At 70.5% G+C, this 26,317-nt stretch carries 25 protein-coding genes; 9 read left to right on the top strand and 16 right to left on the bottom strand.

From position 1 onward, the window contains the following. Positions 1–76 precede the first annotated feature (76 nt). The 6 genes from ACU5E9_RS11710 (at position 77) to ACU5E9_RS11685 (ending at position 6,731) form a co-directional block, all read left to right on the top strand. Positions 77–1,555: an NtaA/DmoA family FMN-dependent monooxygenase gene (locus ACU5E9_RS11710; protein WP_456810090.1), complete on the top strand. Its 1,479-nt coding sequence runs from the start codon at positions 77–79 to the stop codon at positions 1,553–1,555. Further along, positions 1,552–2,859, top strand: coding sequence for an amidohydrolase (locus ACU5E9_RS11705; RefSeq protein ID WP_456810089.1), 1,308 nt, complete (start codon positions 1,552–1,554; stop codon positions 2,857–2,859). Before ACU5E9_RS11710 ends, ACU5E9_RS11705 begins: the two co-directional genes overlap by 4 nt. Continuing rightward, positions 2,856–3,872: an ATP-grasp domain-containing protein gene (locus ACU5E9_RS11700; RefSeq protein ID WP_456810088.1), complete on the top strand. Its 1,017-nt coding sequence runs from the start codon at positions 2,856–2,858 to the stop codon at positions 3,870–3,872. Before ACU5E9_RS11705 ends, ACU5E9_RS11700 begins: the two co-directional genes overlap by 4 nt. Then, entirely contained in the window at positions 3,869–4,501 is a 633-nt protein-coding gene (locus tag ACU5E9_RS11695) for a GNAT family N-acetyltransferase (protein ID WP_456810087.1), read from the top strand. Before ACU5E9_RS11700 ends, ACU5E9_RS11695 begins: the two co-directional genes overlap by 4 nt. 231 nt (positions 4,502–4,732) lie before the next feature. Further along, on the top strand, positions 4,733–5,584 hold the full coding sequence (locus ACU5E9_RS11690) for a DUF1684 domain-containing protein (RefSeq protein ID WP_456810086.1): 852 nt from the start codon (positions 4,733–4,735) through the stop codon (positions 5,582–5,584). Positions 5,585–5,588: 4 nt separating this feature from the next. Further along, positions 5,589–6,731 carry an LLM class flavin-dependent oxidoreductase gene (locus ACU5E9_RS11685; protein ID WP_456810085.1) on the top strand — a complete coding sequence of 381 codons (1,143 nt, stop codon included), beginning with the start codon at positions 5,589–5,591 and terminating at the stop codon, positions 6,729–6,731. Positions 6,732–6,785: 54 nt separating this feature from the next. Here ACU5E9_RS11685 and ACU5E9_RS11680 read toward each other — a convergent pair whose 3' ends face one another. The 10 genes from ACU5E9_RS11680 to ACU5E9_RS11635 form a co-directional block, all read right to left on the bottom strand. Continuing rightward, a complete protein-coding gene (locus ACU5E9_RS11680) occupies positions 6,786–7,643 on the bottom strand; it encodes a ComEA family DNA-binding protein (protein ID WP_456810084.1) in 858 nt (285 codons plus the stop codon). A gap of 7 nt (positions 7,644–7,650) precedes the next feature. Next, the gene (locus tag ACU5E9_RS11675; RefSeq protein WP_456810083.1) at positions 7,651–8,145 is read right to left on the bottom strand and encodes a hypothetical protein; all 495 of its coding nucleotides are present in this window, start codon (positions 8,143–8,145) and stop codon (positions 7,651–7,653) included. Beyond that, on the bottom strand, positions 8,142–8,888 hold the full coding sequence (locus tag ACU5E9_RS11670; RefSeq protein ID WP_456810082.1) for a 4Fe-4S single cluster domain-containing protein: 747 nt from the start codon (positions 8,886–8,888) through the stop codon (positions 8,142–8,144). Before ACU5E9_RS11670 ends, ACU5E9_RS11675 begins: the two co-directional genes overlap by 4 nt. Next, positions 8,885–9,097: a DUF2997 domain-containing protein gene (locus ACU5E9_RS11665; RefSeq protein WP_456810081.1), complete on the bottom strand. Its 213-nt coding sequence runs from the start codon at positions 9,095–9,097 to the stop codon at positions 8,885–8,887. The genes ACU5E9_RS11670 and ACU5E9_RS11665 overlap by 4 nt, the downstream gene beginning before the upstream one ends. A gap of 9 nt (positions 9,098–9,106) precedes the next feature. Then, the gene (locus ACU5E9_RS11660) at positions 9,107–10,735 is read right to left on the bottom strand and encodes an AAA family ATPase (RefSeq protein WP_456810080.1); all 1,629 of its coding nucleotides are present in this window, start codon (positions 10,733–10,735) and stop codon (positions 9,107–9,109) included. Continuing rightward, positions 10,732–11,610 (bottom strand): hypothetical protein, encoded by an 879-nt coding sequence (locus ACU5E9_RS11655; protein ID WP_456810079.1) that lies wholly within the window; start codon positions 11,608–11,610, stop codon positions 10,732–10,734. The genes ACU5E9_RS11660 and ACU5E9_RS11655 overlap by 4 nt, the downstream gene beginning before the upstream one ends. 156 nt (positions 11,611–11,766) lie before the next feature. Beyond that, positions 11,767–13,395 (bottom strand): ABC transporter substrate-binding protein, encoded by a 1,629-nt coding sequence (locus ACU5E9_RS11650; RefSeq protein WP_456810078.1) that lies wholly within the window; start codon positions 13,393–13,395, stop codon positions 11,767–11,769. A gap of 48 nt (positions 13,396–13,443) precedes the next feature. Further along, positions 13,444–15,201, bottom strand: a complete 1,758-nt coding sequence (locus tag ACU5E9_RS11645) for a dipeptide ABC transporter ATP-binding protein (protein ID WP_456810077.1) — start codon at positions 15,199–15,201, stop codon at positions 13,444–13,446. Next, positions 15,198–16,157: an ABC transporter permease gene (locus ACU5E9_RS11640; RefSeq protein ID WP_456810076.1), complete on the bottom strand. Its 960-nt coding sequence runs from the start codon at positions 16,155–16,157 to the stop codon at positions 15,198–15,200. The genes ACU5E9_RS11645 and ACU5E9_RS11640 overlap by 4 nt, the downstream gene beginning before the upstream one ends. Further along, entirely contained in the window at positions 16,154–17,122 is a 969-nt protein-coding gene (locus tag ACU5E9_RS11635) for an ABC transporter permease (RefSeq protein WP_456810075.1), read from the bottom strand. The genes ACU5E9_RS11640 and ACU5E9_RS11635 overlap by 4 nt, the downstream gene beginning before the upstream one ends. A 192-nt stretch (positions 17,123–17,314) precedes the next feature. On the opposite strand from ACU5E9_RS11635, the gene ACU5E9_RS11630 reads away from it, so the two are divergent. From ACU5E9_RS11630 to ACU5E9_RS11620, 3 genes are read left to right on the top strand one after another with little or no spacing between them, the layout of a single operon-like run. After that, positions 17,315–18,607, top strand: coding sequence for an LLM class flavin-dependent oxidoreductase (locus tag ACU5E9_RS11630; protein ID WP_456810074.1), 1,293 nt, complete (start codon positions 17,315–17,317; stop codon positions 18,605–18,607). After that, the gene (locus ACU5E9_RS11625; protein WP_456810073.1) at positions 18,604–19,980 is read left to right on the top strand and encodes an NtaA/DmoA family FMN-dependent monooxygenase; all 1,377 of its coding nucleotides are present in this window, start codon (positions 18,604–18,606) and stop codon (positions 19,978–19,980) included. Before ACU5E9_RS11630 ends, ACU5E9_RS11625 begins: the two co-directional genes overlap by 4 nt. Before the next feature lie 39 nt (positions 19,981–20,019). Next, a complete protein-coding gene (locus ACU5E9_RS11620; protein WP_456810072.1) occupies positions 20,020–20,406 on the top strand; it encodes a rhodanese-like domain-containing protein in 387 nt (128 codons plus the stop codon). A 416-nt stretch (positions 20,407–20,822) separates the two neighbouring features. Here ACU5E9_RS11620 and ACU5E9_RS11615 read toward each other — a convergent pair whose 3' ends face one another. From ACU5E9_RS11615 to ACU5E9_RS11590, 6 genes are all read right to left on the bottom strand, one after another. Continuing rightward, positions 20,823–21,107: a GIY-YIG nuclease family protein gene (locus ACU5E9_RS11615; RefSeq protein ID WP_456810071.1), complete on the bottom strand. Its 285-nt coding sequence runs from the start codon at positions 21,105–21,107 to the stop codon at positions 20,823–20,825. A gap of 315 nt (positions 21,108–21,422) precedes the next feature. Then, on the bottom strand, positions 21,423–22,430 hold the full coding sequence (locus tag ACU5E9_RS11610; RefSeq protein WP_456810070.1) for an ABC transporter substrate-binding protein: 1,008 nt from the start codon (positions 22,428–22,430) through the stop codon (positions 21,423–21,425). Positions 22,431–22,505: 75 nt separating this feature from the next. Next, positions 22,506–23,324, bottom strand: coding sequence for an amino acid ABC transporter ATP-binding protein (locus tag ACU5E9_RS11605; protein ID WP_456810069.1), 819 nt, complete (start codon positions 23,322–23,324; stop codon positions 22,506–22,508). After that, positions 23,321–24,397 (bottom strand): amino acid ABC transporter permease, encoded by a 1,077-nt coding sequence (locus ACU5E9_RS11600; RefSeq protein ID WP_456810068.1) that lies wholly within the window; start codon positions 24,395–24,397, stop codon positions 23,321–23,323. Before ACU5E9_RS11600 ends, ACU5E9_RS11605 begins: the two co-directional genes overlap by 4 nt. A gap of 4 nt (positions 24,398–24,401) precedes the next feature. Continuing rightward, positions 24,402–25,046 carry a GNAT family N-acetyltransferase gene (locus ACU5E9_RS11595; RefSeq protein ID WP_456810067.1) on the bottom strand — a complete coding sequence of 215 codons (645 nt, stop codon included), beginning with the start codon at positions 25,044–25,046 and terminating at the stop codon, positions 24,402–24,404. Further along, the gene (locus tag ACU5E9_RS11590; protein ID WP_456810066.1) at positions 25,033–26,172 is read right to left on the bottom strand and encodes an LLM class flavin-dependent oxidoreductase; all 1,140 of its coding nucleotides are present in this window, start codon (positions 26,170–26,172) and stop codon (positions 25,033–25,035) included. The genes ACU5E9_RS11595 and ACU5E9_RS11590 overlap by 14 nt, the downstream gene beginning before the upstream one ends. Positions 26,173–26,317: the final 145 nt, after the last annotated feature.

The following is a 26,317-nucleotide window of genomic DNA, read 5'->3' as shown; positions in this document are numbered from 1 at the left end:
TCGGCCGCTTTCTAAACTCATGACGTACAACGTCATTTTTCTCACCCGGTTCTCCGGTTCGGCTTAGCGTCGAGGAATGACCACTCGGCAGGCCTTCCCGCACGCGACCGGGCTTGAGGACCATCTCGTGCTCAGCGCCATGGTGCGCACCCTCGGTGCGTTCCCGTCCGGTTGGCGGTATCCGGGCGCCCACAACGACCCGGCGAAGGATGCCGAGGCGCTCAAGCGCGTGGCCCGGACGGCCGAGAAGGCCGGTTTCGACTTCCTCTTCCTGGGCGACTGGCTCTCCACCGACACCGACCTGGAGTTCTCCGACCCGCACCTGCTCTCCCGCGCCGACTCGCTGAGCACGGCGTCGTACCTGGCCGCGGCCACCAAACGGATCGGGATCGTGGGCACCGTCAACGTGTCGCACTCCGAGCCGTACGCCACCGCCAGGGCGGCGGCATCCATCGACCAGCTCAGCCATGGCCGGTTCGGCCTCAACCTCACGGTGGGCACGGATGCGCGTGGCGCGGCGAACTTCGGCAAGGCCGGGCACACCCCCGAGTTCGACCGGTTCGAGGTGGCCGAGGAGTACGTGCAGGTGCTGCACGGGCTCTGGGACGGGTGGGACGACGACGCCTTCGTGCGCGACACCGGAACCGGCGTGCTGATCGACCGGTCGCGGGTGTCGACCCTCGACCACGTCGGCCGGTCCTACGCCGTCGCCGGGCCGCTCAACGTGCAACGGCCGGTGCAGGGCCACGTGCCGCTGATGCACGCGGGCACCTCCCGCCGGGCGCGGGAGTTCTCCGCCGAATCCGCCGACATCTACCTCGTCGCGCCGGCCACTGTGCAGGAGGCCGCGAGCCTGTACGCCGAAACCAAGCAACAGGTCACCGCTTTCGGCCGGCCGGCGGGTTCCCTGTCGATCGTGGCACCGATCCTGCCGATCGTGGGGGAGAGTCGCGCCGACGCGTTCGGCGTCTATGACCGGCTGGTCGACCTGTTCCAGGTGGACGACGGCAGCAACGAAGCGGCGAAGCTCGGCCTGCCCACCAACCGCACCGCCCGGAGCCTGCGCCAGCTGGTGGGCCTGTCGCTGGCCGAACGCGGCATCGACGACGTGGTCACCGCGGCCACCGCGGCCCGGTTCAACGACACCGGCCGGCGGCTGCTCGACGTGGTCGCCGAACGCTCCGGCCGCACCGTCAACGGGGAGCGGCCGGTGAGTTACCGGCACCTGCTCGTGGCGCACCTGGTGCGCTCGCCGATCGTGGTGGGGTCGGCGCAGGACATCGCCGACCACATGGAGCACTGGTTCCGGGCCGGCGCGGTCGACGGCTTCAGCGTGCTCAGCGCCTTCCTGCACGAACAGTTCGAGTCGTTCACCCGCCTGGTGGTGCCGGAGCTGGTGCGCCGCGGCCTGGTGCGGGGCGGCTACGACGCCAGCACCCTGCGCGGGCATCTCCGCAGCGCTATTCCGGACCGCAGCGCTATTCCGGACCGCAGCGCTGTTCCGGACCGCAGCGCCGCCCACGACCGCAGCACGATCCCGGCACGCAGCCGATGAGCGCGCCGAACCGGCACTACCTCGACACCGTCGCGATCGAGACCGAACGCAAGGCGGCGCTCGCCGTTCCGATCACCTCCCCGCACACCGGTGCCCCCACGGATGTCGCCGGGCACGTGCGCGGCGCGCTCGCCCGGCTGCAACCGGAGCTGCTGGCCCTCTCGCACCGCATCTTCGAGCATGCCGAGGAGGCGTTCCAGGAGACCAACAGCGTCGCCGACATCCGCACCCTGCTCGCCGCACACTGCATCGAGTCCCGCGGCAACGCCTACGGGCTGGCCACCGCGTTCGAGGCCGAGATCGGCGACCCGGCCGGACCCACCGTCGCGATCCTCGCCGAGTACGACGCCCTGCCCGGCATCGGCCACGGCTGCGGGCACAACATCATCGCGGCCGCCGCCGTGGGCGCCTTCCTGGCGCTGGCCACGGTGGCCGACCAGCTGCCCGGCCGGGTGGTGCTGCTCGGCACGCCCGCCGAGGAGGGCGGCAACGGCAAGGAGCTGCTCGCCAGGGCCGGCGCGTTCGACCGGGTGGATGCGGCGATCATGGTGCACCCGTTCGGGTACGACGCCGCCGACCATCCGTTCATCGGCCGCCGGATCGTGCGGGTGCGCTACGCCGGCGTCGCCGCGCACGCCTCGGCCAGCGCGTTCATGGGCCGGAACGCCCTCGACGCGGTGGCGCTGAACTACCAGGCGGTGGGGTTCCTGCGCCAGCACCTGCCGCCGGGCGACCGCATCCACGGGGTGGTGCTGTCCGGCGGAGACCGCCCCAACATCGTGCCGGCGTTCGCCGAACTGGAGTACTACCTGCGCTCGCCCGCGGCCCCGACCCTGCGGGACCTCAGCGCCCGGGTGGAGGACATCGCCCATGGCAGCGCCCTGTCGACCGGCACGACGGTGGAGGTGGAGTGGGACCCGGCACCGTACTCGCTGCCGATCCGGTTCAACCACCCGCTGACCGCCCGCTGGGCGGTGCGGCAGGCCGAACTCGGCCGCACCGTGCTCACCCGGGCCGTCGTGCCCAGCGAGCTCGCCGCATCCACCGACTTCGGCAACGTGTCGGCCCGGGTGCCGTCGATCCACCCCGTGATCCGGGTGAGCCCGCCGGGCATCTCGCTGCACACGGTGGAGTTCGCCGAGTACGCGAACGGGCCGGACGGTGACACGGCGGTGCTGCACGGCGCCGACGGGCTGGCGCTCACCGCCGCCGATTTCCTGTTCGATGACGACCTGCGCACGGCGGTGACGGCGGACTTCGCTGCCGCCGGCGGCGTGCTGGACGTGGAAGGCTATTTCTCATGACTTTTCTTGACGCACCCGCACACGTTCCCGTTGTGCATGTCCTGCACGAGAACCCGGACTGGTTCGGCCCGTTCCAGGCGGCGTTCGAAGCGGCCGGGGTGCCGTACCGGGAGTGGCTGCTCGTTGACGGCGTGCTCGACCTCGACGAGGCGCCGCCGGCAGGCATCTTCTGGTCGCGGATCAGCGCATCCGCGCACACCCGCGGGCACGGCCTGTCGAAGGACTACACCCGCAGCGTGCTCAACTGGCTGGACGCGTACGGTGCCCGCACCGTGAACGGGCGGCGCACCATCGAGCTCGAGGTGAGCAAGGTCGACCAGCTCACCCGGCTGCGCGCGCAGGGCTTCGACGTGCCGCGTACCCGGGTGGTCGTCGGCACGCACCTCCTGGTCGAGGCGGCGAAGGACTTTCCCGCCCCGTTCATCACCAAGCACAACCAGGGCGGCAAGGGCCTGGGGGTGCAGAAGTTCGGCAGCGCCGACGAGCTGGCCGCCGCCATCGACGCCGGCCTGTACGAGGAGCCGGAGGACGGCATCTCGTTGCTGCAGGAGTTCGTCGTGGCCGCCAAGCCCGAGGTGACCCGGGTGGAGATCGTCGGCGACGAGTTCATCTACGCGATCACCGCCGACACCGCACGCGGCGGCTACCAGCTGTGCCCGGCGGATGCCTGCGCCATCGACCCGACTACCGGCGCGCTGCTGCTGCCGCCCGGCGCCACGATCCTGCCCGAGGCCGGGCAGCAGATCTTCGCTCGCCGGGAGGGCTTCGACCAGCACCCGATCATCGACCGGTACCGGGCGTTCCTCCGCGCGGAGGGCATCGAGATCGCCGGGATCGAGTTCATCGAAACCGCCGACGGCCGGCTGGTGACCTACGACGTGAACACCAACACCAACTACAACGCGCAGATCGAGGCCGACGCCCCCAAGAGCGGCCCGGGAGCGATCGTGGCCTACCTGGCGGGGCTGCTCGCCGAGGCCTACCCCGCGGTGCCCGCGGTCGCGGGCGCATGAGCGTGAGCGTGCGGGTGCGTCGCGCGGCGCCGCACGAGTTCGACCGGGTGGCGGACCTCGTCGAGCTCGGTTTCCGGAACGGCCCCTACGGGCACCTGCCGGTGTCCGCGGCCCGCACCGCGCTGGTGCGCGACTCGGCCGGCCGGGCGGCGGCGGGAGCGTTGCTTGTAGCTGTTGATGAACGCAGCGCTGTTGATGAACGCAGCGCTGTTGATCAACGCAGCGCTGTTGATGAGCGCAGTGCCGTTGATGTTGCCGGTGAGCCTGGCGATGAAGCCGCCGTCGTGCCGCTGCTCGGCACCGCCAGCCTGCTGCGCGCCGGCGCATCCGGCACCAGGTTGGCCCAGCCGGGCGAGGCCGAACTCCGCCTGATCACCGTCGACCCGGATGCTCGTGGTCGGGGAGTCGGCGAAGCGCTGGTGCTGCACGCGCTGGCGGTGGCCGGCCAGTGGGGCGTCGGCGCCGTGGTGCTCGACACCGGCTCGCTCAACCTGCCGGCGCAGCGGCTCTACGAACGACTCGGCTTCCAGCGTATGCACGACCGGGTGCCGGGCGGCCTCGGCGGCCCCGGCTCACCCGACGCGATCGCGCCGCTGGTCTACAGCTTCCCGTTGCCGCGGCACCCATAGGTCGACTCGCGGGGTCTCGACAAGCTCGACCAACGAATGGCTGGCTCGCCGGGATCGGGCGACGGAGGCGCAGAACGTGCCCGATCGCTGGTCGAGCCTGTCGAGACCTGGTGACGTGCGTGTGTGTCGCCACCGCGGCACGGCGCAACCTTCGTTACCGCGTGTTGCGAGTGTGACGTTGTTGGGCGCATCCGCCGTAATCTGCGTTGACCCGCGCCGTAGCGTGCTGTCATGAGCACAGAGACCATCACCACCGAGACTTCCGCCCCGGCCATCGACCGCGCTGCATTCGGCACCGAGTGGGAGGCCTGGCATTCCCGGCACGAGAAGCAGCGCGCGTCCGAGCACGGTTTCCTCGCGATCACCGGGCTGCACTTCCTCACCGAGCAGCCGCAGCGCTTCGCGGATGCGCCCGGCGCCTGGTCGGCCACCGCCGACGGCCCGGTCGTCGAACTCGCCGACGGGGAGCAACTCAGCGTCGACGCCGGGCCGCTCGCGGGCCGTCACGCCTTCGGGCCGATTGCCGAGCGGGACGGCCTGAACGCCGTCGCGGGTGACGCCGTGATCGAGGTCGCCAAGCGCGGCGGCCACATCGTGGTGCGGCCCCGGCACCCCGACACCGCCTTCCGGGCGGCGTACCAGGGCACGCCCACCTACCTCCCGAATCCGCGCTGGCGGGTCGCCGCCCGGTACCTTCCGTTCGAGACCCCCCGCGAGGTCACCGTGGGCGCTGCGGTCGAGGGCCTGCAGCACGTCTACGAGGCGCCCGGCGAGCTCGAGTTCGAGTTGCGCGGCGAGACCTTCCGGCTCACCGTGTTCAACGGCTACGCGCCCGGCAGTTTTCTCGTGCTGTTCACCGACGCCACCAGCGGCATCACCACGTATGCGGCCAACCGCACGGTGTCGGTGTCCGCGCCGGACGCATCCGGTGCCACCAGCATCGACTTCAACCGGGCCGTGAACCTGCCTTGCGCCTACACCGACTACGCCACCTGCCCGTTGCCGCCGGCGGAGAACCGGCTGCCGATCGGCGTCGAGGCGGGGGAGAAGACGCCGCTGGACCGCATCGATGTGGAGCTCTGACACCGTGAAGTTCCAGGTCCTCGACATCATCCCGTACCTCACCAACCCGGTCACCGGACGGATCGTGTCGCCCAGCGACCGGTTCGCGCAGACCATCCAGGTGGCTCGCCGGGCCGAGGAGCTCGGCTTCGACGCCTACTCGGTGGGTGAGCGGCACGCCGGCCGGTTCCTCTCGTCGGCGCCGACGGTGCTGCTCGGGGCGATCGCGGCGACGACCACACGCATCCGGCTGCAGTCCGGCGTGACGGTGCTCTCGCTGCTCGACCCGATTCGGGTGGCCGAGGACTACGCCACCATCGACCAGATCTCGCGCGGCCGGCTCGACCTCACCATCGGCAAGGGCAACGAGGCCAAGCACTTCCCGCTGTTCGGGCTGCAGGTGGAGGACCAGTGGGACCTCGTCGCCGAGAAGTACGAGTTGCTGCGACGACTGTGGCGGGAGACCGGGGTGAGCTGGTCGGGCGAGTTCCGGCCGCCGGTCGATGACATCACCACCCTGCCGCGCCCGTTCGCCGGCGCCCCGCGGGTGTGGCACGGCTCGGCGACCACGCTGGCGTCCGCCGCGCTGGCCGCGAAGTGGGGCGACCCGCTGTTCACCGCCAACGCGATCCAGCCACGGCAGAACTACTCGGTGCTGATCGAGCACTACCGCGACGAGTATGCGCGGCACGGGCACGACCCGCGCTTCGCGTACGTGGGGTCAGGGTCGGGCAGCACCTTCATCGCCGACACCACCCAGCAGGCCAAGGAGCAATACGGCCCGGTCTACGAGGCCATCGTCGCGGCGACGCACGTGCCGGGCAACAACACCCCGTTCCGAGACATCGACCACGCCGTCGAGGAGGGGCCGGCGCTGGTGGGCAGCCCCCAGCAGGTGGTCGACAAGATCCTGTCGTACCACGAGCTGTTCCGGCACGACCTGCAGTCGATCAGCCTGCCCACCACGGTGCCGTTCGAGCATCAGCTGGAGATCCTCGGGCGGTTCGCCACCGAGGTCATCCCCACGGTTCGCCGCGAGGCGCCGACCACGCTCTGGGGCGACGACGACCCCTACGGCGCCCGTCCGGCCTTCGCCGGCGCGCAGGTGGCGGATGCGGCGGCCGCGGTCACCGCGACATCCCGCCCCCGCGTCCCCGCCACCGCCTGAGGTGCCAGTCGGGTGCGTCGCGCCCACTCGCTGGTCGAGCCCCGGTGACGGGCGTCAGTAGTCGACTCGGCGGCCGAAGCTTCGTTTGGCGCGGGGGCGGGCGGAGCAGAAGGCCTCGCCGCGCAGGCGCACGATCTCGTGCGGTTGCAGCCCGGCCGTCGCCGCGAAGTCTTCGAGCGAGCCGAACCCGCCGCGCCGGGTGCGCTCGGTGATCGCCGCCTTCGCCAGCCCGCGATCGAAACCGGTGAGCTTCGCCAGCGTTCGCTGGTTGGCCGTGTTCACGTCGACGAGCTCCGCCTCCGCAACGGGTTCGGCCAGCGTCCGGACGGGCGCCCGGGTCGGGGCGCCGGCGCGCGCCGCCGCGTCCTCCTGCGCGCGTCGCTGCGCACGCGTGGGCCGGCGCGCGCGCGGGGCCGGTGCTGCCGCGGCGGAGTCGTCGACGTAGTCGGACCTCGAGGTTCCGCCGCCGCCGAGCAGCCTTTCGGCTTCCTTCGGGATCGCTGCTGCGCGCTGCCGGGGTCCGGTCGGAGCGGCGTTGCGCGCGCCGCGCGGGTTGCCGAAGACCGTGAGGCCGTTCTCCCGGCGCCCCCAGAGCAGCAGGAGCCAGCCCTGGTTGATGATCAGTCCGTGCACGAGGACCACGAGGTACAGGGTGCCCTGCATGATGTGTCCCGCCGGGTCGTCCGGCAGCTGCACGATGATCGCGGCCACCGCGTAGGCCCCGGCGAAGATCCCCCACGACCGCCGCCGGGCGATCACGGCGAGAATCCCGAAGCCCAGCCAGGCGAGTCCGCCGCCGCCGACCAGCAGGAGCAGCAGCCACGAGCTCACGCCGAAGCGCCAACGGAGCGACGGTCCCGTCGCGGTGGCCGCGACCGGCGCGCCGCGGAAGGGACCTGGGGCGTTAGTCATCGGTTCGTTACGCTCCCGCGGTGACGTTGAGCACCATGGTCACGGTGTCATCCGCCTCCCGGGTCTCCGACACGAGTTCGAAGCCGGAGGTGCTCGCGCGAGCGCGGATCTTCTCGGCAACGGCCTGCTGCACCATGGCGGCGTACTCGGTGTCGAGGCGCTGCAGAAGCTCGGTGGCACCCACAACGGTCACGTCCTGGCCGTCGAGGCTTTCCACGTGCGCCTCCCAGACGCCGTCTTCGGTGAGCGTCATCGTCAGCGACACACCGTCGACCTCCGCGGTGACCCGGGTGCCGGACACGTCGATCGCGGTGGCGCCGAGGTTGGTCAGGGCGTCGGCGAGCAACGTGCTGTCCTTCATGCGGGTGCGCACCCGGATCTCGGGCGGGGAGCCGTCGCCGTTCTTGCTTTTCGCCGTCAGGGTCGCGCCGAGCGCGCCGACACCGCCGGCCGCGGCGGCAGCGGCCAGGGCGATGGGGAGGAGGATCAGGGTGACACTCATGCGAGTCTCGCTTTCGTTCCGGGCCGGTCCTGTCGGGGGCCGAGGTCGTGCAGGAGTTCCTCAAGGGCGGCGGAGTCGGCCCAGCCGTTCACGTCGATCCGGCCGTCGGGGCGGATGCGGATCTCGAGCCGGTCCAGCCCACCCTCACGTTCGATCCGGGCGACCTCGGCGGCGTACGCCGGGGTGAGCGCGCGGATTCCCTGGTTGGTCGAGCCGAGCCAGGGGCGCACCGCGTCGGGCTGGTCGCGGAGGTAGGGTCCGTCGATGAGCAGGTCGGTGGCGGCGAGCAGCCGGGCGATGTCCGGGCGCGCCGCCGACCACTCGGTGAGCAGGTCGAGGGGGTACCCGGAGAAGGTCATCACGGTGAGCCCGGCCGCGCGGAACGCCTCCGCGATCGACGCGAGCGCCGCGGCCTGGTCGAAGGGTTCGCCGCCGAGCAGGGTGACTCCCTCGACGCCGGCGCCGAGCGCATCCGCCACGAAACGGTCGGCGAGCACGGCCGTGTTCTCGACCCGGCCACCGATCTCCGCCCAGAGCTGCGGGTTGAAGCAACCGGGACAGTGCACGCTGCAGCCCTGCACCCAGAGCGCCGCACGCAGGCCGGGTCCTTCGGCCGCCGTCGCGGGCAGGAACCGCGACCAGCGCAGGTCGGCGCCCGGCTTCGCGACGGGTTCTACGGTGCCGAGCACGGTCGGGTCAGGCGCAGTGGCGCCCCGCACCCGCGGCGTGCCGAGCAGGGTCACCGCGTGCCGTCCCAGTTCTGCTCCGTCGTCTCCTGCTCCGCGGCCACCTGGGCGTAGGCCTCCGTGAACGAGGAGTCGGTGGTCTGGGCGTCGAGCATGTTCTCGAGCACGGCGATGTAGTCCAGGCATTCGTTGCCGTGCATGCCGATGGTTTCGGCGTGCACGCTGCCGTCGGGCCGCACCTGCACGATGAGCTGCTTGTCTGTCATGGGGTCTCCTTAGAAGTCAACGGTGCGGCCGCCGCGACGGCTGGACAGGCCCGCGGTGTCGCCGACGGCGGCGCCGACGAGCGCGTCTTCGTGGGGGTCGATGTCTTCGCTGCCGGTGGCGCGCACGGCGCGCACCTCGGCCCAGGCGCGGATGGTCTGCACTTCCTCGGCCTGGGTCACGGCCAGCGGGATCATGTTCGTGATCGCGAGGCTGAGGTCGGCGAGCGTCACCGGGCGGCGCTCCGCGAAGGCCTCGTACAGGGCCACGATGACGGCCTGCTCGATCTCGGCGCCGGAGTAGTTCTCGCTCACGTCGATCAGGGCGTCGACGGCGGTGGCGTCGATGGCGGCGAGCCCGTTGCCGGCGGTGGCGTTCGAGGCGAGCTGGATGGTCCAGATCGCGCGGCGCTCAACGGCGGTGGGCAGGTCGACGAAGAAGATCTCGTCGAAGCGGCCCTTGCGCATGAATTCCGGCGGCAGGGAGTCGATGTTGTTGGCGGTGGCGACGACGAACACCGGATGCTTCTTCTCCTGCATCCAGGTGAGGAAGTAACCGAACACGCGCGCGGTGGTGCCGGAGTCGCCGGTGCCGGTGGTGTTGGAGAAGCCCTTCTCGATCTCGTCGACCCAGAGGATGCACGGGGCGACGGCCTCGGCTGTGGCCAGTGCGGTGCGGAGGTTCTGCTCCGACGATCCGACCAGGCCGGAGAAGATCCGGCCGATGTCGAGCCGCAGCAGCGGCAGACCCCACGACGCCGCCATCGCCTTCGCGGTGAGGGACTTTCCACAGCCGGGCACGCCGGTGATGAGCACACCCTTCGGGGCGGGCAGGCCGAACTCCTCGGCCTCGCCCAGCCAGGAACCGTCGCGCCGGGACAGCCAGCGCTTGAGGTTGTTCAGGCCGCCGACGGAGTCCAGGTCGAGGGCCTTGGTGACGAAGTCGAGCAGGCCCGACTTGCTCACGATCTGGCGCTTCTCGTCGAGCACCACGCCGATGTCGTTCGCGGTGAGCTGGCCGTCATCGACCATGGCGCGCGCGAACGCGTTCTCGGCCTCGGACATGGTCAGTCCGCGGGCGGCCTGCACGAGGGCCTCGAGGGTCTTCTCGTCGGCCTGCACCCGGATCCGGCCGCTGCCCGACGCGTTGTTCTCGATCATGGTGTCGAGCATCGCGCGCAGTTCGGTCGTGTTCGGCAGCGGGAATTCGAGCAGGTGGGCGAGCTTGTCGAGCTCGGGCGGGATGCAGCGCACGGGCGCCGTCACGACCAGCGCGCGGGCGGCATCCGCGTGGCGCAGCTCGAGCACCGTTTCGCGGACCTTGCGGATGATGACGGGGTCGCCGGGGCGTTGCTCGGTGCCGAAGTAGGCGTGCAGGTCGCAGAAGACGAACACCGCGTTCTCGGGGATGCCGACGATGTGGTCGAGCGCCTTCGCCGGCGTCGAGGTGTTGTTGATGCCCTTGCCGTCCGGTCCGATCAGTCCGGTGGCGCTCGTCCACGTCCACACCTCGCGCGGGCGTCGCAGCGCCTGGGCGGCGCGGGTGATCTCCTCGAGGGCGCGTTCTTCCTCGCTGGTCTCGAGGTACAGCAGGGGCAGGCGGGCCTTGAAGGCCTGGTCGAGCGTTTCGGCGAAACTCATCGGAGTGTGCTTCCTCTCGTGGTGCGGCGTGCCGTCGTGTGCGATGCGCTGGCCGTGGTCCCGGCAGTGGCGGGGGAGTCGGTGGACTCGGGGGAGTCGGTGGGTTCGGGGACCGGGTCGGCGGGGTCATCCGTCGCCAGCTCGTCGATGTCCACCGACCAGGCCCCGCGCCCGTCATCCGCTTCGATGCTGATGTACACGGCGTCGGTGGGGTCCCAGGACTGGCGCAGGTCGACCTCGCCGGACTCGATGATGGGCATGTCGGCCCGCCCGCCGACGGTCTGGATGGTCACGTAGAAGAGCCCCTCGCCCCGGTGCACGAAGCGGGCGCTGAGCGCATCGCCCCGGTAGACCAGGAACCCGTTGCTCGTGCCGCTGGCGAACCCGTCGGTGATCTCGGTGACCTCCGCCTGCTCGAACGTGAACGACCACGGGTCGTCGGTGCGCACCCACAGCTCGAGGTCGGTGTCGTTGGGGAGGACGAGGACCTCGTCACCCACGTCGTAGAGGTAGGCGATGTTGGTGGGATAGCCACGATCGTCGGCGGGACGGCCGATGTCTTCGGCGTCGGTCATATAGAGGTCGAGGTATTCACCGGTGAGCAGGGTCACGGTGTACGGGGCCTGGTTGTGTTCCTCCAGCGGAATGCGGATCAGGCCGCTTCCCTCACCGGAGTAGGTGGCGCCGTCCGGCTCGAAGATCGGCGGCTCTTCGACGTCCCACGGGTTGTCGCCGTCGCCGAGGATCCCGAAACCGTCGTCGCCGACCCCGACATCGACGTAGGTGGTCAGCGCGCCGATGAAGAGGACCAGCGCGCCCCAGACCCAGATCCAGACGGAGAATGAGCGGATGCGTTGACGAGCGGAACTCGACACACTGACATTCCCCATACTCGCTATGCGTCTCCTCCCCCAGGTGTGCGCGGCGCAGTGTTCACAGACTACTGGTGCGATAACACGAGAGCGGCCGTGTGGTTGCCTCAGGACTGCTGAAGGAACCACACGGCCGCTCTCGCGGGACGCGCTGCGGTGTTACTCCGCGGCGGTCCAGGCTCCGGTGAGCTGGTCGAGGCGCGAGTCCGCGCCCAGGGTCACGCCACCCACATCCGGCTGGGTGGCCAGGATGGAGGTGAGCTCGTGCACGGGGATCTGGTAGTACTGCGAGGCGATGCGCTCCTGGGCGTCGGCGAGCACGGTGGCCCGGGCGGCCTGGTCACCGGTGGCGAGCTGCTCCTGCAGCAGCGCCTCGAGGGTGGGGTCGTCGATGCGCAGGGTGTTGGCCGCGGCGCTGGAGAAGGTGGTGCGCAGCACATCGCCGTCGGCGCGGGAGAGGTTCTGCCAGGAGATGTCGAAATCACCGCTGGTCTGCTTCTCGAGGAACGACGGCACGTCGCCGCCCTGCAGGGTCAGCTCCACGCCCACGTCCTTGAGCTGCTGCTGCAGCAGTTCGAGCGAGGTCTGGTTCGGGCCGAAGTTGGTGATCCAGTTCACGACCAGGGACAGCCGGGTGCCGTCCTTCTCGCGGATGCCGTCGTCGCCGATCTCCCAGCCGGCACCGTCGAGCAGCTTCTCGGACTCCGTGGGGTCGAACTCGAAGTAGTCGGACTCGTCGGCGTAGCCGGGCGTCGTGGCGGCGAGGATGCTGGTGCCCACGTTGAACTCGTCGTTCAGGGCGGTGTCGCGGATCTCGGCGGCGTTGGTGGCGTGGGCGATGGCCTCGCGCACGACGACGTCGGAGACGATCGGGCGGGAGACGTTGAAGTACTCGCCGAAGCTGACGCCCGGGTTGCCGCGGGTCACCAGCGGGAAGTTGCTCGCGGTGAGGGTGTCCACGTCGACGGGCTGCACGCCGCCGATCACGTCGACCTGGCCGGAGCTGAGGCTGCCGGTGCGCACGGCCGGTTCGGGCACGACCTGGAAGGTGACGCTGTCGAGGTAGGCCTCGCCGTCGAGCTCGCGGGAGGCGGGGCTCCAGGCGTAGCCGTCGCGGCGTTCGAGTACCGTCTCGACGTCCTTGGTGTAGCTGCCGAGCACGAACGGCCCGGTTCCGACGACGGCATCTCCGGTGGCCCGGTCGTCGTACGGAACCGCCAGGGTGGCGGCGCCGACGATGCCGAGCGGCACGGAAGAGGTGGAGTTGGGGAAGGCGGCGTTCGGGGTATTGAAGGAGACCTCGATGGTGTGCTCGTCGATCACGGTGCTCGCCTTGTAGCCCACAAAGGAGCTCACGGCCTGGCTCTTGGGGCCGGCGGCGATGATGTCGTCGAAGGTGGCCTTCACATCATCGGCGGTGAGCGGGGTGCCGTCGGAGAAGGTGACGTCGTCGCGCAGCACGAAGGTGAAGACGGTGGCGTCGGCGTTGGCTTCCCAGCTCTTCGCGAGCCACGGTTCGAGCTCGTTGGTGTCGGGGTTCTGGTAGAGCAGCGAGTCGACCAGCTGCCGGGTGACGTACCAGGTGTCGTTGCCCGAGCCAGTGCCGGAGGGGTTGAGCGAGATGGGGTCGTTGGCGATGGCGAAGGTGAGGTCGCCGCCCACGACGGGTTCGGCATCCGTGCCGGCGGGGCTGGATGCGGGGGTGGACGCCGAGCAGGCGCTGAGGGCGATGGTCAGGGCGAGAGAGGCGCCGACGAGGGCGGTTCGCCCCCAGGTCTTGCTGGTCATGGGTGTACTCCTGGCTGGTTGGGGGTGGGTGCTGTGGGACGGGGACGGTTAGGGGGCGACCAGCGGTGTGCTGCGGCCGGGGATGGCGTCGAGCAGGGCGCGGGTGTAGTCGTGGCGGGGCGAGCGGAACACATCCGCCACATCGCCGACCTCGACGAGTTCGCCGAGCCGCATGACGCCCACCCGGTGCGCGATCTGGCGCACCACGGCGAGGTCGTGGGAGATGAACAGGTAGCTCAGCCCCAGCGACTGCTGCAGGCTGGCCAGCAGGCCGAGGATCTGCGCCTGGATGGACACGTCGAGCGCCGAGACGGGCTCGTCGAGCACCAACAGCTCGGGGTTCACGGCCAGCGCACGGGCGATCGCCACCCGCTGGCGTTGCCCGCCGGACAGCTCGGCCGGGCGGCGGCCCAGCACGGTGGCCGGCAGCGCCACCACGTCCACCAGTTCAGCTGCGCGGGCCCGGCGCTCGGCCGACGTGCCCAGGCCGTGGGCGATCAGCGGGTCGGTGATGATCTGGCCGATGGTGAGGCGCGGGTTCAGCGACGCGTACGGGTTCTGGTGCACCAGCTGGATGCGCCGTCGCAGTTCCCGCAGCTCCCGGCCGCGGGCGGTGGTGATGTCGCGGCCGTCGAAGAGCACCTGCCCGCTGGTGGCGTCGTCGAGGCGCAGAGCGAGCCGGGCGGTGGTGGTCTTGCCGGAGCCGGACTCGCCGACCAGGGCGAAGGTCTGGCCGCGGGGCACGGTGAAGCTCACGTTCGCGACGGCCCGGTTCACGCTCGTGCCGGCGCCGCGGGGGCCGGGGAAGTCCTTGACCAGCTCGTTGAGCACGAGCACGTCGGCAGCGTGGTCGTCGAAGCCGGTGGCCGCGTCGGCACGGTCCCGCACGGTGAACGGGTCGCCCGGCGCACCGCCGAAGACGCGGGCCCGGATGTCCTCGGCCAGCGGGGCGAGTTCGCGGTCCACGTCGCCGGCCGCGTTCAGGCTCGGCGCAGCGTTGATGAGCGCCCGGGTGTACGGGTGCGTGGGCGCGCCGAGCACGTCGGCCGGGGTGCCCTGCTCCACCACGACGCCCTCGCTCATCACCACGATACGGTCGGCGCGGTCGGCGGCGATGCCCAGGTCGTGGGTGATCAGGAGCACGCTCATGCCGGTTTCGGCGGCGAGTTCGTCGATGTGGTCGAGGATCTGCCGTTGCACGGTGACGTCGAGGGCGCTGGTGGGTTCGTCGGCGATGATCAGGTCGGGCCCGCCGATGATGGCGATGGCGATCAGCACCCGCTGGCGCATGCCGCCGGAGAGTTCGTGCGGGTACTGCGCGGCGCGCAGCTCCGGGTCGGGCAGGCCGGCCCGGCGGAGTGCCTCGACCGCGGCGATCTCCGCGTTCTTGCGGTCGGCGAGGCCGTGGATGATCAGCACCTCGGCCACCTGGGTTCCGATCCGTTTCACCGGGTTGAGCGACACCGTCGGGTCCTGCGGCACCAGGCCGATGCGGCGGCCGCGCACGGCGCGGAGGTCCTTGCGGGCCGCGCCGACCAGGTCGGTGCCGTTGAACCGGATGCTGCCACGCACGATACCGGCCTGCTTCGCGAGCAGCTGCACGATCGCGTGCGCGGTGGTGGACTTGCCCGACCCGGACTCGCCCACGATGGCGACGCGTTCGCCGCGATGGATGGTGAGGCTCACGTCGCGCACGGCGTCGATGGTGCCGGCCGCGGTGCGGTACTGCACGGCGAGGCCGTCGATGTCGAGGACCGGGGTGTTCAGCGCCGGCGCATCCGTCGTGGCGGGTATGGACGGGCTCATCTGCTGCGCCTTTCGTCGGAGTCGAGCGCCCGGGAGATCGCGTTGGCGGCGAGCACGGTGAGGGCGATCACGATGCCGGGCAGGGTGGTGAGCCACCAGGCGGTGGTGAGGAAGTTGCGGCCGGTGGAGACCAGCGAGCCCCACTCCGGGGCGGGCGGCTGGGCGCCGTAACCGAGGAAGCTCAGCGCCGAGATCGCGAGGATCGCGGTGCCGAACTCGAGGGCGGCGAGCACCATCACCGGGCCGGCCGAGTTGGGCAGCACGTGCCGGAACAGCACCCGCGACCAGCGGTTGCCCGAGGCGAGCGCGGCCTCCACGTAGACGGCATTCCGCACCCGGATCACCTCCGAGCGCATGATGCGGGAGACCGCGGCCACGCTCCCGAGGCCCACGGCGATGGCCACGTTCACGGTGCCGAAACCGAGCACGGTGATCAGCGCCAGCGAGAGCAGCAGCGCGGGGATGGACAGCAGCACATCGCTGATGCGCATGATGACGTCATCCACCCACCGGCCGATGAACCCGGCGAGGAGGCCCAGCACCGAGCCGACGAGCAGGCCGATGCCCACCGCGATGAGCGCGGCCTGCAGGGTGAGGGCGCTGCCGTAGACGACCCGGGTGAACAGGTCGCGGCCGAGCTGGTCGGTGCCGAACCAGTGCGCGGCGGAGGGGCCGGTGAGTTTCTCGGCGGGGACCCCGTCGATCGGGTCCTGGCCGGTGAACAGGCCGGGCGCAACGGTAGAGATGAGCACCAGCGCCAGCCAGGCGACCGCCAGGACCGTGCCGGGGTGGCGGCGGAGGCCGAGCAGGAACCGGCCTGCGCGGCCGGCGGCGCCGCGGGCGGACCCGCCGGGGGAGCGCCGGCGGCTGGCGACGGCATCCTGGAATCGGTCTCCGGCCGTGGCCACGAAGCTGTCGGGGGCGGTGCTGGGGGCGGCGGTGTCCGTGCGGGTCATGCGGGAACTCCGGTCTGCACGCGGGCCACGCGCCGGCGGCCGATCACGATCCGCGGGTCGAGGAGCGGGTAGATGAGGTCGACGAGCAGGTTCGTCACCACGAACACGGCGGCGGCGAAGAGCACGACGCCCTGCACCAGGGGGATGTCCTGCTGGGCCACCGCGGTCGCGGTCACCCGGCCGAGGCCGGGCCGGGAGAACACGGTCTCGGCGACGACGGTGCCGGAGAGCAGCTGCCCCACGATCAGGCCGGTCACGGTGAGCGCCGGCAGGGCGGCGTTTCGCAGCGCGTGCCGGAAGTGCACCCGGCCGGGCCCGGCGCCTTTGGCGCGCACGGTGTCGATGTAGGGCTCGCGCAGCGTGTTCGCCAGGCTCTTCGACAGCAGCTGGGCGATGGTCGCGCCGGTCGGCAGCGCCAGGGTGATGGCCGGCAGCACGGTGGAGGCGAAGCCGACGTTGCCCACCGCCGGGAAGAGCGGGATGCCGAAGGAGAACCACTGGATGAGCAGCAGCGCGAACCAGAACCCGGGGATCGCCACGCCCAGCGGCGGCAGCGAGAGCAGCAGGCGGCTGAGCGTCTGGTTACGGCTGAAGGTGGCCAGGATGGCGAGCCCAGCGCCGAAGATGATCGCCAGCAGCAGGCCGAACGCGGCGATCTGGATGGTGGACGGCAGCGCCTCGCCGATCAGCTCGGCGACCGGGCGGCCGGTGGGCAGCGACTGGCCGAGGTCGCCCCGCACCAGCCCCAGCAGGCGGTCGAGGTACTGCACGATCAGCGGTTTGTCGAGGCCGAACTCGGCGCGCAGGGCATCCAGTTGGGCCGGGGTGATGTCGGTGGCGTCGGGTCCGGCGATCAGCCGGGCCGGGTCGCCCGGCAGGGCATAGAGCACGAGGAACGAGACGGTGTAGGCCGCCCACAGCACGCCGATCGCCTGCAGCAGGCGGCGGGCAATGTATCGGGACAAAGTCGGCAACTTTCTGGTCAACTCGGGAGGGGTGGGCTGGACACAGGCTAGGCGCGGAGGTCAAAGCGACGGGGGCTTTGTTACCCGGCGTTGCATCCGTGACCTCGTGTTACCTCGCGGCAGCGGTCGGGCCGCGCGGCGTGCCTAGCGTGGAGACACCCAAGCGTTCGCGCCATTCGAAAGGACAGCATCATGACCGCACGGTTCCACCTCGGCATCGCCCTCGACGGGGCAGGCTGGCACCCGGCCGCGTGGCGTGAACCGGATGCCCGTCCCACCGAACTCTTCGACCTGGCCTACTGGGTCGACCTGGTGAAGATCGCCGAAGCGGCCGGCATCGACCTGGTCACCTTCGAGGACGCCTTCGGGCTGCAATCCGCCGGCTTCGGCGGCGTCGACGACCGCCGGGACGAGGTGCGCGGCCGTCTCGACGCCCTGCTGCTGGCCACCGCGATCGCCCCGCACACCCAGGGCATCGGCCTGGTGCCCACCGTCACCACCACCCACACCGAACCGTTCCACATCGGCACCGCCACCGCCACCCTCGACTACGTCAGCGAGGGCTGGGGCGGCTGGCGGGTGCAGGTCTCCGGCCGGGCGCACGAGGCCGCGCATGTGGGCCGTCGCACCTTCCCGGCGCTGGACCCCGCCGCTGTCGTGGCCGGCACCGACCCGGCGCAGACCGCGCTGATCGAGCAGCTCTTCGGCGAGGCCGCCGACACCGTCGAGGTGGCGCGCCGGCTCTGGGACAGCTGGGAGGACGACGCCATCATCCGCGACGAGCCGACCGGCCGTTTCATCGACCGTGACAAGCTGCACTACATCGACTTCGCCGGCGACACCTTCACGGTGAAGGGCCCGTCGATCACACCGCGCCCGCCGCAGGGCCAGCCCGTGGTCTTCGCGCTCGCCCACCAGAAGGTGCCGTACGAGCTGGCCACCGCATCCGCCGACATCGTGGGCATCACGCCGAAGAACGACGCCCACCTCGCCCAGATCCTCGGCGAGCTGGCGGATGCCGCGGCCGCAGTGGCGCGCACCGCCCCCGAGCCGCTGCGGGTCTGGTCCGAGGCCGTGATCCTGATCGAAGACAGCCCGGAGGCCGCCCGCGCGGCGCTCGCCCGGCTGGATGCCGCGCACGGCGCGACGTACACCTCGGACACGGTCATCCTCGCCGACACCGCCGCGAACGTGGCGGCGCAGCTGCTCGCCTGGCATGATGCCGGCCTCGACGGGGTGCGACTGCGCCCCGCCCGGCTGCCCGCCGACCTGGTGCGGATCACCGCCGAGGTCGTTCCCGCGCTCGCCGCGGCCGGGGTGCTCGACCGCCCGGCCGACGCCCAGACCCTGCGTGAGCGGCTCGGGCTCGGCGTGCCGGAGAACCGTTACGCCGCATCCGCCGACCCTGCTCCCGGCGACCCTGCTCCCGGCGACCCTCGCAACGACCCTGCTGACCACGACCTGATCGGAAGCGCCCGCTCATGACCCTCACCTCCGACGCCCCCGCGCGCACTTCCGCCGAGCGACCGCTCAAACAGGTGCACCTCGCCGCGCACTTCCCGGGCGTGAACAACACCACGGTCTGGCGCGACAACAGCAACGCGGCCAGCCAGATCGCGTTCTCCTCCTTCACGCATTTCGCCCAGAACGCGGAGAAGGGCAAGTTCGACTTCCTCTTCCTCGCGGAGGGGCTGCGGCTGCGCGAGCATAAGGGACGCATCCACGACCTCGACGTCGTGGGCCGGCCCAACACCCTCGCGGTGCTCGCCGGCATTGCCGCCGTCACCTCGCACATCGGCCTGGTCGGCACCCTGAGCAGCACCTTCAACGAGCCGTACGAGCTCGCCCGGCAGCTGGCCACCCTCGACCACCTCTCGGGCGGCCGGGCCGGCTGGAACATCGTGACCACCTTCGACGCATTCCACGGCGAGAACTTCCGCCGCGGTGCCTTCCTCGACGGCGCCGACCGGTACACCAGGGCCGAAGAGTTCGTGACCGTGGCCCGCCGGCTCTGGGACGCCTGGTCGCCGGACGCCATCGCCGCCGACAAGGCCGGCGGTGACTTCCTCGCCGAGGAGGCGATCGGGCTCGTCGACCATCACGGCCCGCAGTTCGACGTGACCGGGTTCCCGACCCTGCCGCGCAGCCCGCAGGGCAGCCCGGTGATCGTGCAGGCCGGCGACTCCGCCGACGGGCGCGGTTTCGCCTCCCGCACCGCCGAGGTCATCTTCTCCCGGCACGCCAAGTTCGAGGACGGCCAGAAATTCTACACCGACGTCAAGGGCCGGCTCGCGGCCGAGGGACGGCACCGCGACTCGCTCAAGATCCTGCCGGCGGCCACCTTCATCCTCGGCGACACCGAGCAGGAGGCCCGGGAGCGCTCCCGCGAGACCGCGCTGCTGCAGGTGAGCCCGCAGACCGCGATCGCGTTCCTCGAGCAGGTCTGGGGCACCGACCTCGGTGGATACGACCCGGATGGGCCGCTGCCGGAGATCGACCCGGTCAGCACCGACCAGGGCGTCACCCGCGGCCGGGTGCGACACGACGCCGACCCGGCCGCGATCGCGCGCGGCTGGCGCACCCTGGCCGAAGCCGAGGGTCTGAGCATCCGTGACCTGGTCATCCGCTTCGCCGCCAACCACACCTTCGTGGGCACCCCGGTGCAGGTGGCCGAGACCATCAACCGGCACGTTCAGGAGGACGCCTCCGACGGCTTCGTCATCGTCGGCAGCTCCAACCCCACCGGGCTCGACGAGTTCGTCGACCGGGTGATCCCCGAGCTGCAGGAGCGCGGCGTCTACCGCACCGAGTACGACGAGGGCGCGACCCTGCGCCACACCCTGGGCCTGCCGGTCTGACCCGCCCGACCCCCCGCACCGAACGAACTGGAGATTCACATGACTGATCAGACTACAACCACGCCAGCAACGACCGAGCCGGACCTCCTGACGGCCGTGGAGGGTGCGGAATGGGTGCAGAACGGCGCCGTGCTCATCGACGTGCGCAGCCAGCCCACCCGCGAGCGGGTCGGCGGCATCGCGGGCGCGATCGTGGTGGACCGCGAGCGCCTGCCCGAGCTCTTCGGCGCGGATTCGCCCGAGCGGCTCACCCAGGTGCACTCCGCCGAGCACCCCATCGTGGTGGTCTGCGGCAGTGTGGCCGGCTCCCAGCCGGTCGCCGACTGGCTTGTCGCCCACGGCCACACCGCCGTCGCCCACGTCGAGGGCGGCTTCGAGTCCTGGAAGGCCGCCGGCCAGCCCACCACCCCCGGCACGGAGGCCTAACCCGCGCCCCTCTCGCTGGTCGAGCTTGTCGAGACCTCGTGACGTGCGTGTGTGTCGCTGCCGCGGCATCCGCAGGTCGTCTCGCCAGGTCTCGACAGGCTCGACCAGCGGATGGTTGTGTGCGCAGGTCGGCTCGCGCGTCGAGACCTCGTGTCGTGCGTGTGTGTCGCACCCGGTCGTTGGTCGAGCTTGTCGAGACCTCGTGACGTGCGTGTGTGTCGCTGCCGCGGCATCCGCAGGTCGTCTCGCCAGGTCTCGACAGGCTCGACCAGCGGATGGTTGTGTGCGCAGGTCGGCTCGCGCGTCGAGACCTCGTGTCGTGCGTGTGTGTCGCTGCCGCGGCATCCGCAGGTCGTCTCGCCAGGTCTCGACAGGCTCGACCAGCGGGTGGTTGTGTGCGCAGGTCGGCTCGCCGGTCAGTCGTGCTTAGACCGGCTCAACCCCGGCAGGTCGTCGTATCGCCCCTCGATGAGCGCGATCCGCTTTGCCCTGCCCCAGTTCTGGATCTGCTTTTCGCGGGCGTACGCATCCTCGATTCGGTCACTCTCCTCGAAGTAGACGAGTCGCACCGGGCGCCGTCGGCGTGTATACGCGGCTCCGCCGATGCCACTGGCGTGCTGCGCCAAGCGCTTCTCCAGGTCCCATGTGCTGCCGACGTAGAACGAGTGATCGGCGCACTCGAGGATGTACATGAATGGCATGCGGGGGAGCTTGGCAGGGGAAGGGCACGCACATTCATGCAGGGGCGGATCTATGGATAACGAGAACCGAGTGAATGAATCGCGGTCGTGAGAGTGCTCTCGGGTTGCACTCCTTCGTCGGTCGAGCTTGTCGAGACCAGGTGACGTGCCTGCGAGCCGGTTGCGTTAGCGCGGTGTCTTGCGGGGTCTCGACAAGCTCGACCAGCGGATGGGTTGCGGGGTCTCGACAAGCTCGACCAGCGGACCGGACAGAGCTAAGGCCGGGGCGGGAGTGTCCTCCGCCCCGGCGCCGTGGTGACCAGCCGTCTGGGTGCGCTACTCGCGCGGCAGGCCCGCGGGGTTGACCTCGGACTCGGTGACGGCCTCGCTGGTCAGGCCCCAGCGCTCCAGGACCTCGCCGTATTCGCCACCGTCGATCGCGGCGTTCAGCGCGAGTGCGACGCCCTCGATCAGGCCGTTGCCCTTGAGGGTTCCGGCTGCGATGTTGGCGTGCGCCGGGTATCCGCCGTTGAACGTGCCGACCAACTTGGTCTCACCGTTCTCGGCGGCTGCATAAGCGGCGGTCGCATTCGGTCCGAAGTTCGCGTCGGCCCGCCCGGACTGCAGAGCCAGGTTTGCCGCTGCGGTGTCGTCGAAGTACTGGTACTCCACCGGGTCGAGGCCCGCGGCGATGTTCTCCGCATCCCAGGCCTGCAGGATCTTCTCCTGGTTGGTGCCAGAGCCCACGATGATCTTGAGCCCCGCAACATCCTTCGCCTCCTCAATCGAGTCGATCTCGGAGTCGGACTTCACGTAGAAGCCGAGCAGGTCCTCGCGGTAGCTGGCGAAGTCGTAGAGGTCCTTGCGCTCTTCGGTCACGGTGACGTTCGAGGTGATGAGGTCGTACTTGCCCGACTGGATGCCCAGGGGCCAGTCGGCCCACGCGGCCGGCTGCAGGTTGAGCTCGAGGCCCAGTCCGTCGGCGATGAGCTGCGCGATGTCGGTCTCGTTGCCGATCAGGGTGGTGTCGTCGTCGGCGTACAGGCCGAGCGGGGCGACATATGGGCTCACCACGACGGTGAGCTTGCCGGCCTCGATCGGCTCGAAGCCGCTGGCTTCAATGGCCGCGACGGCTTCGGGCACCTCGTCCAGGCGGATGCGGTCCTGGTCGGGGCCGAGGTTGAATTCGACGGTGCCGCCGGTCGTTGCGGCGGCGCTCTCGGCGGCCGGGGTGGCCTCGGCGGAGCTGTTGCTGCCGAGAACCGCTGCGGTGATGCCGCCGGCGACGAGCGCGACGGCCGCGACGCCTCCGATGATGACAGCTGTCTTCTTCTTGATGGCCATGGTGGTGTGCCTCTCTACTGCTGCTGTGAACGGGGTGGTGATGCGAGGGGTGATGCTGTGTTCCCGGCCTGACGGTCAGAGGACCTTGCCCAGGAATTCCTTGGTGCGCGGATGTGTCGGCGCACCGAACACCTGCGCGGGGGTGCCGACCTCGAGAATGTGGCCGCCGTCGATGAAGACGATCCGGTCGGCCACCTCCCGGGCGAACCCGGTCTCGTGGGTGACGATGATCAGCGTGGTGCCGAGCTTGGCCAGGTCACGGATGACGTCGAGCACCTCGCCGACCAGCTCCGGGTCCAGCGCCGAGGTGGGCTCGTCGAAGAGGAGCACCTTGGGCGTGAGGGCCAGCGCACGGGCGATGGCGACCCGCTGTTGCTGGCCGCCGGAGAGCTGCCGGGGGTAGGCATCCGCCTTGTCGGACAGGCCGACCTTGGCCAGGAGGCCCAGGGCCAGTTCGTGGCCGTCGGACTTGCTCACCCGCCCCAGCGCAACCGGGGCCTTGGCGATGTTCTCCGCTGCGGTGAGGTGCGGGAACAGGTTGAAGTTCTGGAAGACCACGCCCACCTGGGTGCGGCGCTTGAGGATCTCCTTCTCCTTGAGTTCGAACAGCTTGTCGCCGCGCTGTTCGTAGCCGATCAGCTGGCCGTCCACCGTGACCCAGCCGCGGTCGACGCTCTCGAGGTGGTTGATGGTGCGCAGCAGGGTGGACTTGCCCGAGCCGGACGGGCCGAGGATCGCGACGACCTCGCCGGGCTGCACGGTGAGGTTCACGTCGTGCAGCACCTCGTGGCCGGCGTAGCTCTTGGAGACCCCGCGGATCTCGACCAGGCCGCGGGTGGCGGCATCCGTCGAGGGGGCGGCGGAGGTGGCGTGGCTCAGGGTGGGGGCGCTCATAGTCGGAAGCTCTCGGATTTGGCGTCGATACCGGCGCCGGCGGACGGGGCCGCCGGCGTGGACTGGGCCGGGGTGGTCGCGGCGGGCGTCTCGTTCTCGTCGAGCCGGGCCCACTGCACGCTGATCCAGCGCCGGGCGGCCTGCAGCGGGGTGGGTGGCAGAACCCGTTCGGCGCCGCGGGCGAAGTACCGCTCCACGTAGAACTGGCCGATGCTCAGCACGGTGGTGAGCACGATGTACCAGATCACGGCCACGAGCAGCAGCGGAATCACCTGCTGGTTGCGGTTGTAGATCACCTGCGCCACGTAGAACAGCTCGCCGAGCGCGATCACCGACACGATCGAGGTGCCCTTGAGCAGCCCGATGATCTCGTTGAACGCGTTGGGCAGGATCGACCGGGCCGCCTGCGGCAGGATGATCTGCAGCACCCGCACGTGCCGGGGTAGGCCCAGCGCCGCGGATGCTTCCAGCTGGCCCTGGTCGACCGAGAGGATGCCGCCGCGGATGATCTCCGCGGAGTACGCCGCCTGGTGCAGCGAGAGTCCGAGCACGGCGGCGGCGAACTGGCTGATCAGGGTGATGGTGTCGAAGTCCACCAGGTAGGTGTCGGTGAACGGGATGCCGAAGCCGAGCCGGGGATAGAGGTAACCCAGGTTGTACCAGATGAGTACCTGCACGAGCAGCGGCACCGAGCGGAAGAACCAGATGAACGACCACGACACCGAGCCCAGGATCGGCGACTTCGACAGTCGGGCCAGGGCGAGAATCGTGCCGAGGATGAACCCGAGCGTGCCGGCCACCGCGGTGAGGGCGAGGGTGAGGGCGAGCCCGCGCAGGATCGCCGGCGCGAAGAAGTACTTCGCCACCACATCCCAGCCGTACCGGTCGTTGGTGACCAGGCTCCAGCCGAGCTGCAGCACCACGAACAGCACCAGAGCGCCGAAGATCCAGCGCAGGTAGTGCCGGGTGTGCACGACCTTGAGGGCGTTGTAGTCGGTGCCGTCGCCGTCGCGGTTGACCACGACGGGCGTAACGGATGGCGCGGTGCCCGTCTTTTCGATGGTGTCGGTCATGGTCTCACTCGCTCTCTGCCGGTGATGACGGTGTCGGTGATGACTGCGCCACGAAGCCGGGGTTGTTCGCGTGATGCTCGGCCAGGGCTGCCTCGTGGGCAGCGGTGATGCCGGGCACGTCCAGCAGGGTGTCGTCCAGGCTCTTCGCGAAGGCGTGGATGATGATCTCCTCCGGCGAGCGGGCCGGGTCGAAGAGCGGGGTGTAGCCGGTGCGCAGGTACAGGTTCTTCGCCTCGGGCTGGCGGGGCCCGGTGGTGAGGAACACCCGGTCGTAGCCGCGGCGGCGGGACTCCAGCTCGAGTTCCTCGACGACCAGCCGGGCCAGGCCCTGCCGGCGGTGGGTGGCGGCGGTCCAGATGCGCTTGAGCTCGGAGGTGTGCTCGTCGAACCGCTTGAATGCACCGCCGGCGATCGGCACGCCGTCGCGCAGCAACAGCACAAACGCGCCGTGCGGAGCGGCGAACGCCTCCACCGGGTAGCGCCGGAGTTCGACGGAGGCGCTCTCGCCGAAGAAGGTTCCGTAGCGGCTGTCGTATTCCTTGGCCAGCTCGGTCAGGAGAGGCTCGGCCAGCGGGTCGTCGGCGGTGACGTAGACGAACGTGTCGTCATTGGTGCTTGTGCCGGCCGGGGAACGATCAAGCAGCGTCACGGGAGGACCCCTTCGCGGTCTCCGAAGCGGAAGCGGCGGCGGCGTCGCGCTTGGCGACCTCGTCGCGCACGAGCGGGATGACGTAGCGGCCGAAGTCGATGGTGTCGTCGACGTAGTCGTAGCCGCGGGCGGAGATGATGTCCACGCCGAGGTCGATGTAGTCCAGCAGGGCCGCGGCGACTTGCTCCGGGGTTCCGACGAGGGCGTTCGAGTTGCCGCGGCCGCCGGCGGCCTTGCCCGCCTTGGTCCAGAGTGCCTTGTCGAACCGGTCGCCCTGCTCGGCGATCCGCAGCAGCCGCTGCGAGCCGGCGTTCTCCGGCGAGGCCAGGGCCGCGTCCTGCTCGGGCGTGGCCGTTGCGGCCACCCGCTGCTCGATCTTGCCGAGGATGTCTTCGGCCTTCTGCCAGGCGAGGGCCTCGGTGGCGGCGATGATCGGGCGGAACGCCACCTGGATGCGGGGACGCTCGGTGCGGCCGGCCGCGCGGGCGGCATCCGTGATGGTCTGGATCTGCTCGGCGGTGTCGGCGAGCGGTTCGCCCCAGAGCGCGAAGATGTCGGACTCGGCCGCGCCGATCGCGTAGGCGGCGGGGGAGGAACCGCCGAAGGAGACCTGCGGGCGCGGGCTCTGCGCCGGGAAGATGTCACTGACGAAATCCTCGAACTGGTAGTGGGCGCCGGCGAAGCTGAACTTCGAGGTGCTGGTCCAGGCCTGCTTGAGGATGCGGATGTACTCGCCGGTGCGCTCGTAGCGGTCGTCCTTGCTGAGGTGGTCGCCCTCCGCGGCCTGGTCGGCGGTGGAGCCGCCCGTGATGACGTGCAGGTTGACCCGGCCGGCGCTGATCTGGTCGAGGGTGGCGACGACCTTGGCGGCGTAGGTGGGGTACGACACGTTCGGGCGGTGCGCCAGCAGGATCTTGAGGGTGTCGAGCTTCGCGGCCACGAGGGCGGCGACCGACGCCGGGTCGGGGGAGCCGGAGTGGTAGGCGAAGAGCACCCGGTCCCAGTTGTTGTCTTCGTGCGCCCGGGCCAGGCGCAGGGTGTAGTCCAGGTCGAAGCTGGCGCCGCGGCGCGGCTGCGTCTCGCTGCCGTCGTTCAGTGCGGCGATGCCGAGGAATTCGATGGGCATGGTCTTACGTCCTTTCTCTCCGGGCGCCGGTCTGGCGCTTCAGCCGAACGTAGGCGGCGGCATCCGTGCCCGGCAAAGATTTCGCTTCACAATTCGTCACGGCGTCACGGCAGGTCATATTCAGCACTTCTGCTGCGCAAACCGG

This window comes from Cryobacterium sp. AP23, from assembly GCF_054075385.1.
Note: the sequence above shows the minus strand (reverse complement) of the source record. Positions and strands in the feature narration are given on the sequence as shown.